Below are 12,483 nucleotides of genomic sequence, written 5' to 3' on the forward strand. Positions count from 1 at the left end.
TCGGGTTCCGGGCGCGGGAGCGGTCAGTCGTCTGCGCCGGGGCCGTCGACGGGCGTTCCCGGAGCGGACGAGCCGTGCGCGGGCGGTGCCGTGCTGCTCCGCGGTGCCGGTGCGTAGTCCTCAGCGTAACGCGCGAGCACCTGCTCGATCGGCCCGTCCAGCACCAGTCGGCCCTTGTCCAGGTAGAGCCCGCGGGTGCAGAAGCGGCGGAGGTCGCGCTCGTTGTGCGAGACGAAGAAGAGGGTGCGGCCGGAGGCGAGCAGCTCCTCGATCCGCGCGTAGCACTTCTCGCGGAACGCCCTGTCGCCGACCGCGAGCACTTCGTCCACCAGGATGATCGGCTCCTCGAGCCGGGAGACGACGGAGAAGGCGATGCGCACCTTCATCCCGCTCGAGAGGTGCTTGTAGGGGGTGTCGAGGAAGTCGCCGATCTCGGCGAACTCGATGATCGAGTCGAAGCGGGCGTCGACCTCGCGCCGGGACATCCCGTGGAGGCCCGCGGTCAGGTAGACGTTCTCCCGGACGCTCAGATCGGCCACGAAGCCGCCGGTGATCTCGATGAGCGGAGCGACGCCCCCGCGCACCTCCACGGCGCCCTCGTCCGGCAGAACCACCCCGGCGACGAGCTTGAGCAGCGTCGACTTGCCCTGCCCGTTCCGGCCGACGACGCCGATCGCCTCGCCCGCCCGCACCTGCACGTCGAGCCCGCGCAGCGCCCAGAACTCGCCGGGCCGCGAGCGGCGGGAGCGGCCGGCGAAGAGGTCCTTGAAGGAGCGGCGGCCCCGCCGGTTGCGGCGGAAGCGGATCCCGAGGCCGCGGCACTCGATGACCACCGGGGCGTCGGCCATCACAGCTCCTTCAGCACCGCGCGCTCGGAGCGGCGGAAGACGACGAGGCCCAGCGCCAGGACGAGCACCGAGATGCCCGCGGAGGCGAGGATGAGCGGAGCGTCGAGCTCGCTCTCGAAGAAGGCGGAGCGGTAGAGGGCGAAGATCCCGCTGAGCGGGTTGAGCGCCGCGAGCGGCCGGATCTGCTCCGGCAGGTTGGCCGTGGAGTAGATGATCGGCGACGCGTAGAAGAGGAACCGGAGCACGAGCTTCACGGCCCGCTCCAGATCGCGGAAGAACACCACGAGCGGAGCCACCAGCAGGCCCACGCCGAGCGTGAGCACCGCCTGCAGGAGGATCGCCACGGGGAACAGCAGCGCCGCCCAGGTCAGGTGCGCGCCGGCGATCACGGCGAAGAGCACCAGCACCGGCAGGCTCGCTACGAACTCGATGCCCTTCGAGAGCACGATCCGCCCGACCCAGATGGTCCGCGGGATCGACGTCGACCGCACCAGCTTCGCCTCGCGGAGGAACGCGCGGGTCGCGTCGGAGGTCGCCTGGTTGAACCACATCCACGGCAGCAGGCCCGCGAGCAGGAAGACGATGTACGGGTCCTCGCCGACGGTCCGCTGGAAGACGACGGTGAAGACGAAGAAGTAGATGCCCGACATCACGAGCGGGTCGAGCACCGACCAGACGTAGCCGAGAGCGCTCGTGGCGTACCGGACGGTGAGGTCGCGCTTCGTGAGCAGCCAGAGGGAGTGGCGGTAGCGCCAGGCCCGGGAGCGCCGGTGGCGCAGCGCCGTCTCGGTCGCGAGGGTGTCGGCCGTGCTCACTGCGCGACTCCTCCCGTCGGCTCCGCTCGAGCCGGGGGAGGAGCCGGGAGCGTCAGACGAAGAGGTTCGCGCGCTCGAGGTCCTCGGCGAAGTCCACCTCGACGGCGTAGAGGTCGGAGATGTCCATCGGCTCGACGAGCAGGCGGTCCTGCTCGATCGCCAACTCTATGCCACGCTCGAAGTAGTCCTGGGCGTCGACCCGGGCGAGCTGGCGCACCAGCGCGGCCTTGTCGGAGGCGGACACGTAGTTGATCCCGACCGCCTCGCCGAGGCCGCCGCGCACCGTCTTGGAGAGCTCCTGGATGAAGCCCTCGGCGCTCGTCGTGTACTTGACCTCCTCGTCCGACACCTTCGAGGTGTTGACGGTGACGAAGGAGACGTCCTTCGCGATGAGCGCGGCCGCCCGATCGAGGATGCGCGGGTCGAAGACGACGTCGCCGTTCATCCACAGCACGCCGCCCTGCCCGCTCGCCTGCAGCGCGCGGAGGAGGCTCTTGGAGGTGTTGGTCTGGTCGTACTGCTCGTTGTAGACGAACGTCGCCGAGGGGAAGGCCTCGATGATGTGCTCGAGCTTGTAGCCGACGACGATGCTCACCGGGACCTTCGTGCCGAAGGCGTGGTGGATGTTGTCGAACTGCTGCTGCATGATCGTGCGCCCGTCGCTGAGCGGCGTGAGCGGCTTGGGGAGGGAGCGGCCGAGCCGGCTGCCCATCCCTGCGGCGAGGATGACGACGGTGGCGGGGCTGCTGCTCGTCGAACCTGTGTGCATCATCGTGTGTTCTCCTCGAATTAACCGCTGCGTCTCGATCTGATCGACTTCGCGGCCAGGGACCTAGTGTACAGTTCACGCCCCCCGGGGCCAGGGTGGTTGACCTCCCGCCGTGTCGCCGGGTGTCGGCGCGGGCGCCGGGGGCCCGCGGGCGAGTTGGTACCGTAGCCGGATGACGTCCGCGACGAACGCCGAGCCCGCTGAGGGCGCCGCGGATCCGGACGGCGCCTCGCCCGTCGTCTTCGAGCTGCACCAGCTGACCCGGACCTTCGGGAGGACGGTGGCGGTCGACCGCATCGACCTGGCCGTCCGCGCCGGGACCTTCTACGGGATCATCGGCCCGAACGGCGCGGGCAAGACCACCACGCTCTCGATGATGACGGGCCTTCTGCGCCCCGACACCGGTCGCGTCCTCGTGCACGGCGTCGACGTCTGGAAGGACCCGTCGGCCGCGAAACCGCTGATCGGCGTCCTGCCCGACCGCCTCCGGCTGTTCGACCGGCTCACCGGCGCCCAGTTCCTCGCCTACTCCGCCGCGCTGCGCGGCATCGACCTCGCCACGGCGAAGCAGCGCACGATCGAGCTGGCCGAGGCGCTCGGCCTCTCCGACGCGCTGGAGCGCCTGATCTCGGACTACTCCGCGGGGATGGCGAAGAAGGTCGCCCTCGCGGCGGCGATGATCCACGCCCCGCGCGTACTGGTCCTCGACGAGCCGTTCGAGTCGGTGGACCCGGTCTCCTCGGCCGCCGTCATCACCGTGCTGCGCCGCTTCGTCGAGGGCGGCGGCACCGTCGTCCTCTCCAGCCACGGGCTCGACTTCATCGAGCGCGTCTGCGACGACGTGGCCGTGATCGTCGGCGGGCGCGTGCTCGCCTCCGGAACGGTCGCGGAGGTCGCCGGCACCGCGACGCTGGAGGAGCGCTTCCTCGAGCTCGCGGGCGGCAAGCAGATCGCCGAGGGGCTGCAGTGGCTGCACGACTTCTCCGGCTGAGGATCGACGTCCTCCTGGGCGCGTTCCGCTCCGGGCCCGCGCGCTCGGCCGGCGCCGTCCTGGGCGTGCTCGTGGTCGTCGCGGTGACGGCCCTGCTGATCGGAGCGATCGGCGCGCTGCGCTCCTCGGACGCGGCGGCGGGCGCCCTCGTGACCGCCGGCGGGCTCGTCTCCGTCGGCTTCCTGGTGCTGCCCTTCCTGCTCGGCCCGCTCGACCCGATGGATCCGCGCGCGTTCCGCCTCTTCGGCCTGCCGCCGCTCCGCCTGGCCGGGGCGCTCGCCCTGGCCGGCCTCGTCTCGGTCCCCACGCTCGCCCTGCTGGTGGTCGGGCTCGCGAGCGCGCCGCTCGTCCCCGGCGCCGGCGCCTTCGCCGTGGTCGGCCCGCTCCTCGCGGTGGCGACGGCCTCGCTCTTCGCGCGGATCGGCCTCGCCGCCTCCGCAGCCCTCGTCCCTTCCAGGACCGCCCGCGAGCTGCTGGCCGTCCTCGGCCTGGTGCTGATGCTCGGCGGTCCCGCCGCCCTCGGTGCCGCGGCGCTGGTCGACACGGGGGACACCCCGGTGCTCGAGCGCTGGGGTGCGGCGGTGGGGGCCACTCCGTTCGGTGCGGCGTGGATGATCGCCCCGGCCGCCCGGACCGGCGACGCGCTCGGCCCGCTCCTGCTGGCCCTGGCGACGCTCGTCGCGGCGGGCGCGCTCTGGTGGCTCGTCGTCCGCCTGCTGACGGAGCGCCCCGAGCGCACGCACCGGCCGCCGCGCGGCCTCCGGCTGGGCTGGTTCGACGTCCTCGGCTCGACCCGGACCGGCGCGATCGCGGCGCGCAGCATCACCTACTGGCTCCGGGATCCGCGCTATCAGGCGTCGCTCGTCGCCGTGCCGGTGCTGCCGGTCGCGGCCCTGCTGCTGCTCGCGGTCGTCGGCGTCCCCTTCCCGCTGCTCTCGCTGCTCCCGGTCCCGCTGATCGCGCTGTTCCTCGGCTGGTTCCTGCACAACGACGTCGCCTACGACGGCTCGGCGTTCTGGCTCCACGTGGCCGCGGGCGTCCGCGGCTGGTCGGACCGGCTCGGCCGCGCCTTCCCGACCCTCCTGCTCGGCGTGCCGGTCGTCGTGCTCGGCTCGCTGATCAGCAGCGCGACCTCGGGGCTCCGCGATGCGCTGCCCGTCGTGCTCGCGGTGAACACCTGCCTCCTGCTCGTCCCCGCCGGCGTCGCCAGCGCCGTCTCGGCACGGCTCGCCTATCCGGCTCCGCGCCCGGGCGACAGCGCGTTCACGCAGCCCCAGGCCCCCGGAGCCAGTGGCGCCGGTCCGCAGTCCCTCGCGTTCGGCCTGGGGCTGCTCCTCTCGGCTCCGGCCGTGGTGCTCGGCGTCCGGGCCCTGTTCGTCGACCCGGAGGCGGCGGGCGACGCCGTGCTCGTCGGCTTCGGCAGCGCCGTGGTCGTCTTCGCCCTCGGCGTGCTCCTCGGCGGCCGGCTGTTCGAGCGCCGCGCGACCGAGCTGGTCGCGTTCACCAGCCGCTACTAGCGCCGCCCGATCCGGAGCGCACGGCCGCGGGCCCGGGCTCCGCGCGTAGGATCGTCGGCATGATTCCGCGCGTCCAGAACAGCAGCACCGACCCCCTCGAGGGAGGCGGAGGAACCGCCACGCTCGACCGCGAGCTCGAGGAGCTCCTCAACCAGGAGTCCATCGAGCCGGGCGACCACGAGCGCTTCTCCCACTACGTGCCGAAGGACAAGATCCTCGAGAGCGCCATCACCGGCAAGCCGGTCCGCGCGCTCTGCGGCAAGAAGTGGCTCCCGGGCCGCGACCCGGAGAAGTTCCCGGTGTGCCCGGCCTGCAAGGAGATCTACGCGAAGATGAAGTGAGCGCCCGCCCGCTCACTCGTAGCGGGTCGGGATGACGGGCTCGCCGCGGCCGAGCCGGAGCGCGTCGATCGGCAGCTCGAGGACCGCGTTGGCGTGGTGCGCGCGGGCTGCCGCCACTCCCTCGATGCCGAGGTGCTCGGGACGGATCGTCCCGTCCTCGATCAGGGGGACGAGCAGCGCCCGCTCGCCCTCGCCGACGGCGCCCTCGGGGCCGGCGCCCACGTGCACGACCTCGGCCTCGGCGATCCCGTCGTCGGAGAGCAGACGGCCGGCGGCCTTCCGTCCGCCGATCGACGCCTTCGAGACCGACTTCTTCGCCACCGCGACCCACTCGCCCGCGTCGTCCTCGTGCGCGACCAGCTTGTAGACCATGCCCGCCGTCGGGTGGCCCGAGCCCGTCGCCACCGAGGTGCCGACGCCGTAGGAGTCGACCGGTGAGGCCGCGAGCGCGGCGATCCCGTACTCGTCGAGGTCGTTGGTGACGGTGATGCGCGTGCCGGTCGCGCCGAGCGCGTCCAGCTGCTGCCGGACGGCGGCCACCTGCTGGGGGAGGTCGCCGGAGTCGATGCGCACAGCGCCGAGGCCGGTGCCGGCGACGCGGACCGCCAGGTCGACGGCGGCTGTCACGTCGTAGGTGTCCACCAGGAGGGTCGTGCCGGGGCCGAGCGCGGCGACCTGCGCGCGGAACGCCTCTTCCTCCGAGTCGTGGAGGAGGGTGAAGGAGTGCGCGGAGGTGCCCATCGTGGGCACGCCGAAGCTGCGGCCCGCCTCCAGGTTCGAGGAGGCGCCGAATCCGGCGATGTAGGCGGCGCGAGCGGCCGCGACGGCGGACCGCTCACCGGCGCGGCGCGAGCCCATCTCGGCGAGCGGTCGCCCGTCGGCGGCCGAGACCATCCGCGCGGCGGCGCTCGCCACGGCGCTGTCGTGGTTGAGGACGCTGAGCACCAGGGTCTCCAGCAGCACGCCGTCGGCGAAGGGCGCCTCGACGATGAGCACGGGGGAGCCCGGGAGGTAGACCTCACCCTCGCGGTAGCCCCAGACGTCGCCGCGGAAGCGGTAGTCGGCGAGCCAGTCCAGCGTGCGGGAGTCGACCACGCGGTTCTCGCGGAGCCAGGACAGCTCGTCGTCGCCGAAGCGGAAGCGGGAGATCAGCTCGAGGAGCCGGCCGGTCCCGGCGAGCACGCCGTAGCGGCGTCCGGGCGGCAGGCTCCGGGCGAACACCTCGAACATGCAGCGGCGGTCGGCGGTGCCGCTGCCGAGGGCGCCCTCGACCATCGTGAGCTCGTACCGGTCGGTGAGGAAGGCCGTGGAGTCCATCCGCTCAGTGTTCCACGGCCGCCCCCGAGCAGCCCAGGCGCGGGCGCCGGGGCTTGCGCACGCCGCCCGGCCCCGGAACGGCGTGCGGCCGGGACCGGGCCGCAGGGCGCGGGTAGGCTGTTCCCCCGTGACGGACGCACCGCTGGGCATCTTCGACTCCGGAGTCGGCGGGCTCACCGTCGCCCGCTCCGTGATCGACCAGCTGCAGAACGAGTCGATCGTCTACCTGGGCGACACCGCGCACTCGCCCTACGGGCCCAAGCCGCTCGCCGACGTCCGCGCCTACGCCCTCGACACCCTCGACACGCTGGTCGACCAGGGCGCCAAGCTGCTCGTCATCGCCTGCAACACCGCCTCGGCCGCGATGATGCGCGACGCCCGCGAGCGCTACACGCTCGGCCGCGGCATCCCGGTGATCGAGGTCATCCAGCCCGCCGTCCGCAGCGCTGTCCGCGACACCCGCAACCGCCGCGTCGGCGTGATCGGCACGGTCGGGACGATCCGCTCCCGCGCCTACGACGACGCCTTCGTCGCCGCGCCCGACCTGCAGCTGTTCACCGCCGCCTGCCCGCGCTTCGTCGAGTTCGTCGAGGCGGGCGTCACCTGGAGCGACGAGCTTCTCGCGGTGGCGGAGGAGTACCTCGCGCCGCTCAAGGCCGCGGGGGTCGACACGCTCGTCCTGGGCTGCACCCACTACCCGCTGCTGCGCGGTGCGATCGCGTATGTGATGGGGCCGGACGTCCGCCTCGTCTCGAGCGCCGAGGAGACCGCGCTCGACGTCTACCGGACCCTCGTGGCGCACGGCCTGCAGCGCACCTCCGCCGCGCCGCCGACCTACCGGTGGGAGGAGACGGGCTCGAGCGACTTCGTCCGCCTCGCCCGCCGCTTCCTCGGACCGGAGGTCTCGAGCGTCGACCTCGTCGAGACCGGCACCATCAACCTGCGCGAGCTCGACCGGGCCGCGCTCCCGCACGACCGAGGGAGACCCGAGTGACCGACAGCACCGCATCGAAGGCCGCGCGCAAGGACGGGCGTGCGCCCGACGAGCTGCGCACCGTGACGATCGAGCGCGGCTGGAGCACCCAGGCCGAGGGATCCGCGCTCGTCTCGTTCGGGAACACCAAGGTGCTCTGCACCGCCTCCTTCACCAACGGCGTGCCGCGCTGGCTGCAGGGCAAGGGCAAGGGCTGGGTCACCGCCGAGTACGCGATGCTGCCCCGCTCCACCAACTCCCGCATGGATCGCGAGTCGGTCAAGGGGAAGGTCGGCGGGCGCACGCACGAGATCTCCCGGCTGATCGGCCGGAGCCTGCGCGCGGTGGTCGACACGAAGGCGCTCGGCGAGAACACCCTCGTCATCGACTGCGACGTCCTCCAGGCCGACGGCGGCACCCGCACTGCGGCGATCACCGGCGCGTACGTGGCGATGGCCGACGCGATCGAGTGGGCGCGCGGCAAGAAGTACGTGGGGCAGAAGGCGCAGCCGCTGATCGACAGCCTCACGGCGGTGTCGGTCGGCATCATCGACGGCGTGCCGATGCTCGACCTGGCCTATGTCGAGGACGTGCGCGCCGAGACCGACATGAACGTCGTCGTCACTGGACGCGGCCTGTTCGTCGAGGTGCAGGGCACCGCCGAGGGGGCCCCGTTCGACCGCCGCGAGCTCGACGCTCTGCTCGACCTCGCGGTCGCCGGCGCCTCCGACCTCGCGCGCATCCAGGCCGAGGCGCTCGCCGGGGAGCCCGGCGCGTGAGCCTGGACCTCGTCCTCGCCACGCACAACGCGGGCAAGGTGGAGGAGTTCCGCGCCATGCTGGCCGGCGCCCTCCCCGGGGTCGGCGTCCGCGCCTACGACGGACCCGAGCCCGTCGAGGACGGCGTGAGCTTCGCCGAGAACGCGCTGATCAAGGCGCGCGCGGCGTCGGCGCACACCGGCCTCGTGGCGCTCGCGGACGACTCCGGGATCTGCGTCGACGTCCTCGGCGGCGCCCCCGGCATCTTCTCGGCCCGCTGGTCGGGACGCGCGCACGACGCGACGGCCAACCTCGAGCTCCTCCTGGCGCAGCTGCACGACGTGAAGGCGGAGCACCGCGGTGCGCATTTCAGCTGCACCATCGCCCTCGTGGTGCCGGACTCCGTGCTCCCCGGCGGGCAGGAGACGGTGGTCGAGGGCCGCTGGGACGGCGCGATCGCGACGGCGCCGCGCGGTGCGAACGGCCACGGCTACGACCCGGTGTTCGTCCCCGAGGCCGGGGCGCTCACGGCGGCCGAGCTCGCTCCCGAGCAGAAGAACGCCCGGAGCCACCGCGCCCGCGCCTTCACCGCGCTGCGCGCCGAGCTCGCCGCCCTGTCCGCCCGGCTCTGACCCGGCGGGTTCCCACCGCGGGATGCCACTCCGGTGCACGCCTGTCGGCGTGTCGCGTACGCGAGTGGCATCTCGCGGAGGCGGAGGTCAGGACTTCGGGTGCTTGTCGTCCAGCGTGTCGGCGTCGAGCACGTAGGCGGCCGACTCGCTCGAGTCGGTCTCGGGGTCCGCGGCGAGCTTCGCCTTGCGCTGCTGCTGGAAGAAGTGGAACAGCGTCGGCACCAGCGCGAGCACGACCGCGCCGATCAGGATCACGTCGATGTAGTGCGAGACGAAGTCGGCGACCGGCGGGATGAAGGCGAGCAGCCACCCGATCAGGGTGACCCCGCTGCCCCAGATCAGGGCGCCGATGAGGTTGTAGAGGCTGTACTTGCGGTAGTTCATGTGGGCCACGCCGGCCGCGATCGGCGCGAAGGTGCGGACGATCGGCACGAAGCGCGCGAGGATCACGGCGAGGCCGCCGAAGCGCTCGAAGAACGCGTTGGTCCGCTTCACGTTCTCGATGCTGAAGAAGCCGGACTCCTTGCGCTCGAAGATGCGCGGGCCGGCCTTGTGCCCGATCAGGTAGCCGACCTCGCCGCCGACGAAGGCCGAGAACCCGACAGCCAGGCAGATGAGCCAGATCGGGACGCCGAGGCCGCCGTTCGAGGCGTTCTCGTGCGCCAGCAGGCCCGTGATGATCAGCAGCGTGTCGCCCGGGAAGAGGAAGCCGATCAGGAGCCCGGTCTCGGCGAACACGATCAGGCAGACCACGAGCACGCCCCAGGGGCCGAACGAGGTCAGGATCGTCTCCGGATCGAGCCAGGGGACGAGGGCGGCGTGGTTCAACGGATCTCCAGTCGACGGGGGCCGGTGGCCGGTCGGCGGTCACGCGAGCGCGCTCAGCGTACCGGCCGATCCCGTGCGGAAGGAGGGACTCGAACCCTCACGCCTCTCGGCACAGGAACCTAAATCCTGCGTGTCTGCCATTCCACCACTCCCGCGTGCGGGCTCCAGTGTAGGAGGAGGGCCCCGCGCCTCAGCCGCGGGAGGCCGCCCGGGGGAGGTACCGCGGGATCCAGCGGGCGAGCGCCCCCGCTCCGCCCAGACCGAGCGCCCCCATCACGACGGCGGCGAAGGGGAGGGAGATCAGGGCGGTGAGCGCCGACACGACGATCGGGGCGGCGGCGTTGCCCGCGTCGCCGGTGAAGCGGAACGCGCCGAGGAACGGGGCCGGATCGGCGGGGGGCGCGAGATCGGCGCCGATGGTCATCAGGATCCCGGAGCCGATGCCGTTCGCGGCCGCGAGCACGCAGGCCACGGCGACGAACCAGGGCACCGGATCGAGGGCGAGCACCGAGGCGGCGAGGGCGAGGTGGCCGAGCCCGAGGCCGATCATCGAGGGGATCGCGGTGGCGCCCCGGCCGAAGCGGTCCATCAGCTGGCCGCCGGCGTAGAAGAGGGCGAAGTCGAGCGCGCCGGCGATGCCGATGATGATCGCGGTGTCGGTCTCGGCGAGCCCGATGCTCACCGCCCAGAGGGGGAGGATCAGCGTCCGGCTCGCCCGCAGCGCCCCGATCACGGCGGCGCCGATCCCCATCCGAGCGAGGACCCCGCGGTGCTCGCGCAGCGTCCCGAGCAGCGACTGCGGCGACTCCGGGACGGTCGCCGACGCCTCCGCGGCGACCACGTCCTCCGGAGCGGCGCGGTCGGCCGCGGCCTGCGCCCGCCGCAGCACCGTCGCGGGGTCGGGCACGAGCAGCAGGACCACGACCGCCGCCACGCAGCAGACGATGTGCACCCAGAAGACGGACTCGACGGAGCCGGTGAGGTGCACCACCCCGGCCGCCAGGAACGGGCCGATCAGCCAGCCGGCGCGGAACGCCCCGGCGAGGGCGCTGAGCGCGCGGGCGCGGTGCGTGATCGGGACGAACGACGTCATGAACGCGTGCCGCGCCAGCGCGAAGACCGCGGTCGCGAGGCCGATCACGAAGACGCCGATCGTCAGCCCGACCCATGACGTCGAGAGCAGGCACACCACGAGCCCGAGGATCGACGCGGCCGAGGCTCCGAGCATCGCGCCGCGCTCGCCGATCCGGGAGACGATCCAGCCGCTGGGGATGTCGCCCGCCAGCTCGCCGATCATGATCATCCCCGCCACGAGGCCCGCCAGGGCCAGCGTCGCGCCGAGGTCGCCGGCCGCGGCCGGCAGGAGGGGGATGATCGCCCCCTCGCCGATGGAGAAGAGGAGGGTGGGGAGGAAGGTCGACAGCAGCAGCGGCCCGACGGGGAAGGGGCGCGGAGCGGTGCTGGTCACCGTCCCCAGGGTACGCCCGGGCCGGAGGGCGGCCCCCGGCCCCCGGTAGTCTGGACGCACCATGCTGGACAACGACTTCACCGAGCAGATCACTGCTCTCCGCTCCACCTTCGCCGACATCCGCGCCGTCATCGACGTGGACGGTCTCCGCTCGAAGATCGCCGAGCTCAGCGAGCAGGCCGGCGCCCCCGACCTGTGGGACGACACGGCCAACGCGCAGAAGGTGACCAGCGCCCTCAGCCACCGCCAGTCCGAGCTCGCGCGGATCACCGCGATCGACCGGCGCCTGGACGACCTCGAGGTGCTCGTCGAGATGGCGAACGAGGCCGAGGACGCCGAGTCCGAGCAGGAGGCGATCGCCGAGCTCTCCTCCCTCCAGAAGGTCATGGGCGAGCTCGAGGTGCAGACCCTGCTCGACGGCGAGTACGACGACCGCCCCGCCGTGGTCACCATCCGCGCGGGCGCGGGCGGCGTCGACGCCTCCGACTTCGCCGAGATGCTCATGCGCATGTACCTCCGCTGGGCCGAGAAGCACAAGTACGCGGCGACCGTCATGGACGCCAGCTACGCGGAGGAGGCGGGCATCAAGTCGGCCACCTTCCAGATCGACGCCCCCTACGCCTTCGGCACGCTCTCGGTCGAGGCCGGCACCCACCGCCTCGTGCGGATGAGCCCCTTCGGCGCCGCGGGCAAGCGCCAGACCTCCTTCGCCGCGGTCGAGGTCATCCCGCTGATGGAGGAGGCCGGGGCGATCGAGATCCCGGACAACGACATCCGCGTGGACGTCTTCCGCTCCTCCGGCCCGGGCGGCCAGTCGGTGAACACCACCGACTCCGCGGTGCGCCTCACCCACCTGCCCACCGGCACCGTGGTGTCGATGCAGAACGAGAAGAGCCAGATCCAGAACCGCGCCGCGGCGATGCGCGTGCTCCAGTCGCGGCTCCTGCTGCTGCAGAAGGAGCAGGAGGCGGCCACCAAGAAGGAGCTCGCCGGCACCATCACCGCGAGCTGGGGCGACCAGATGCGCAGCTACGTCCTCGCTCCGTACCAGATGGTGAAGGACCTGCGCACCGACCACGAGGTCGGCAACCCCTCGCACGTGTTCGACGGCGATCTGGACGGCTTCATCGCCGCCGGGATCCGCTGGCGGAAGTCCTCCTAGCGCGGCTCGGGCGCGTCCCCACCGACGCGCCGCGCGCCCCCTCGGCGGACTCTTCGGGATCGTC

The 12,483-nt window shown here is 72.6% G+C and carries 13 protein-coding genes and 1 tRNA gene; 7 read left to right on the forward strand and 7 right to left on the reverse strand.

Translation table 11 applies throughout. From position 1 onward, the window contains the following. Positions 1-23: 23 nt before the first annotated feature. From GSU40_RS05665 to GSU40_RS05675, 3 genes are all read right to left on the reverse strand, one after another. Positions 24-848 carry an ABC transporter ATP-binding protein gene (locus GSU40_RS05665; RefSeq protein ID WP_159913424.1) on the reverse strand — a complete coding sequence of 275 codons (825 nt, stop codon included), beginning with the start codon at positions 846-848 and terminating at the stop codon, positions 24-26. After that, complete coding sequence (locus GSU40_RS05670; RefSeq protein WP_160036155.1) at positions 848-1,627, reverse strand: ABC transporter permease; 780 nt, start codon at positions 1,625-1,627, stop codon at positions 848-850. Before GSU40_RS05670 ends, GSU40_RS05665 begins: the two co-directional genes overlap by 1 nt. A gap of 88 nt (positions 1,628-1,715) precedes the next feature. Further along, positions 1,716-2,432 carry a phosphocholine cytidylyltransferase family protein gene (locus GSU40_RS05675; RefSeq protein ID WP_104226983.1) on the reverse strand — a complete coding sequence of 239 codons (717 nt, stop codon included), beginning with the start codon at positions 2,430-2,432 and terminating at the stop codon, positions 1,716-1,718. Between the two features lie 172 nt (positions 2,433-2,604). On the opposite strand from GSU40_RS05675, the gene GSU40_RS05680 reads away from it, so the two are divergent. From GSU40_RS05680 to GSU40_RS05690, 3 genes are read left to right on the forward strand one after another with little or no spacing between them, the layout of a single operon-like run. After that, the gene (locus GSU40_RS05680; protein WP_159913426.1) at positions 2,605-3,423 is read left to right on the forward strand and encodes an ABC transporter ATP-binding protein; all 819 of its coding nucleotides are present in this window, start codon (positions 2,605-2,607) and stop codon (positions 3,421-3,423) included. Then, positions 3,399-4,940: an ABC transporter permease gene (locus tag GSU40_RS05685; RefSeq protein WP_160034039.1), complete on the forward strand. Its 1,542-nt coding sequence runs from the start codon at positions 3,399-3,401 to the stop codon at positions 4,938-4,940. The genes GSU40_RS05680 and GSU40_RS05685 overlap by 25 nt, the downstream gene beginning before the upstream one ends. A 59-nt stretch (positions 4,941-4,999) precedes the next feature. Further along, positions 5,000-5,281, forward strand: coding sequence for a DUF3039 domain-containing protein (locus tag GSU40_RS05690; RefSeq protein WP_104223568.1), 282 nt, complete (start codon positions 5,000-5,002; stop codon positions 5,279-5,281). A 12-nt stretch (positions 5,282-5,293) separates the two neighbouring features. On the opposite strand, the gene GSU40_RS05695 is transcribed toward GSU40_RS05690, so the two are convergent. Then, positions 5,294-6,598, reverse strand: coding sequence for a nicotinate phosphoribosyltransferase (locus tag GSU40_RS05695; RefSeq protein ID WP_104262681.1), 1,305 nt, complete (start codon positions 6,596-6,598; stop codon positions 5,294-5,296). Positions 6,599-6,725: 127 nt separating this feature from the next. On the opposite strand from GSU40_RS05695, the gene murI reads away from it, so the two are divergent. From murI to rdgB, 3 genes are read left to right on the forward strand one after another with little or no spacing between them, the layout of a single operon-like run. Then, positions 6,726-7,592: a glutamate racemase gene (murI, locus tag GSU40_RS05700; protein ID WP_104223566.1), complete on the forward strand. Its 867-nt coding sequence runs from the start codon at positions 6,726-6,728 to the stop codon at positions 7,590-7,592. Beyond that, complete coding sequence (rph, locus tag GSU40_RS05705; RefSeq protein ID WP_160034041.1) at positions 7,589-8,350, forward strand: ribonuclease PH; 762 nt, start codon at positions 7,589-7,591, stop codon at positions 8,348-8,350. The genes murI and rph overlap by 4 nt, the downstream gene beginning before the upstream one ends. Beyond that, on the forward strand, positions 8,347-8,961 hold the full coding sequence (gene rdgB / locus GSU40_RS05710) for an RdgB/HAM1 family non-canonical purine NTP pyrophosphatase (RefSeq protein ID WP_160034043.1): 615 nt from the start codon (positions 8,347-8,349) through the stop codon (positions 8,959-8,961). The genes rph and rdgB overlap by 4 nt, the downstream gene beginning before the upstream one ends. An 87-nt stretch (positions 8,962-9,048) precedes the next feature. On the opposite strand, the gene GSU40_RS05715 is transcribed toward rdgB, so the two are convergent. The 3 genes from GSU40_RS05715 to GSU40_RS05725 form a co-directional block, all read right to left on the reverse strand. Then, positions 9,049-9,789: a VTT domain-containing protein gene (locus GSU40_RS05715; protein WP_160034045.1), complete on the reverse strand. Its 741-nt coding sequence runs from the start codon at positions 9,787-9,789 to the stop codon at positions 9,049-9,051. 74 nt (positions 9,790-9,863) lie between these two features. Then, positions 9,864-9,944: transfer RNA gene (locus tag GSU40_RS05720), tRNA-Leu, on the reverse strand. A gap of 35 nt (positions 9,945-9,979) precedes the next feature. Continuing rightward, positions 9,980-11,257 (reverse strand): MFS transporter, encoded by a 1,278-nt coding sequence (locus GSU40_RS05725; protein ID WP_244229612.1) that lies wholly within the window; start codon positions 11,255-11,257, stop codon positions 9,980-9,982. Positions 11,258-11,318: 61 nt separating this feature from the next. On the opposite strand from GSU40_RS05725, the gene prfB reads away from it, so the two are divergent. Further along, positions 11,319-12,419, forward strand: a complete 1,101-nt coding sequence (gene prfB, locus GSU40_RS05730; protein ID WP_104226967.1) for a peptide chain release factor 2 — start codon at positions 11,319-11,321, stop codon at positions 12,417-12,419. Positions 12,420-12,483 lie beyond the last annotated feature (64 nt).

It is taken from the genome of Rathayibacter sp. VKM Ac-2805 (assembly GCF_009834265.1).
Taxonomy (GTDB): domain Bacteria; phylum Actinomycetota; class Actinomycetes; order Actinomycetales; family Microbacteriaceae; genus Rathayibacter.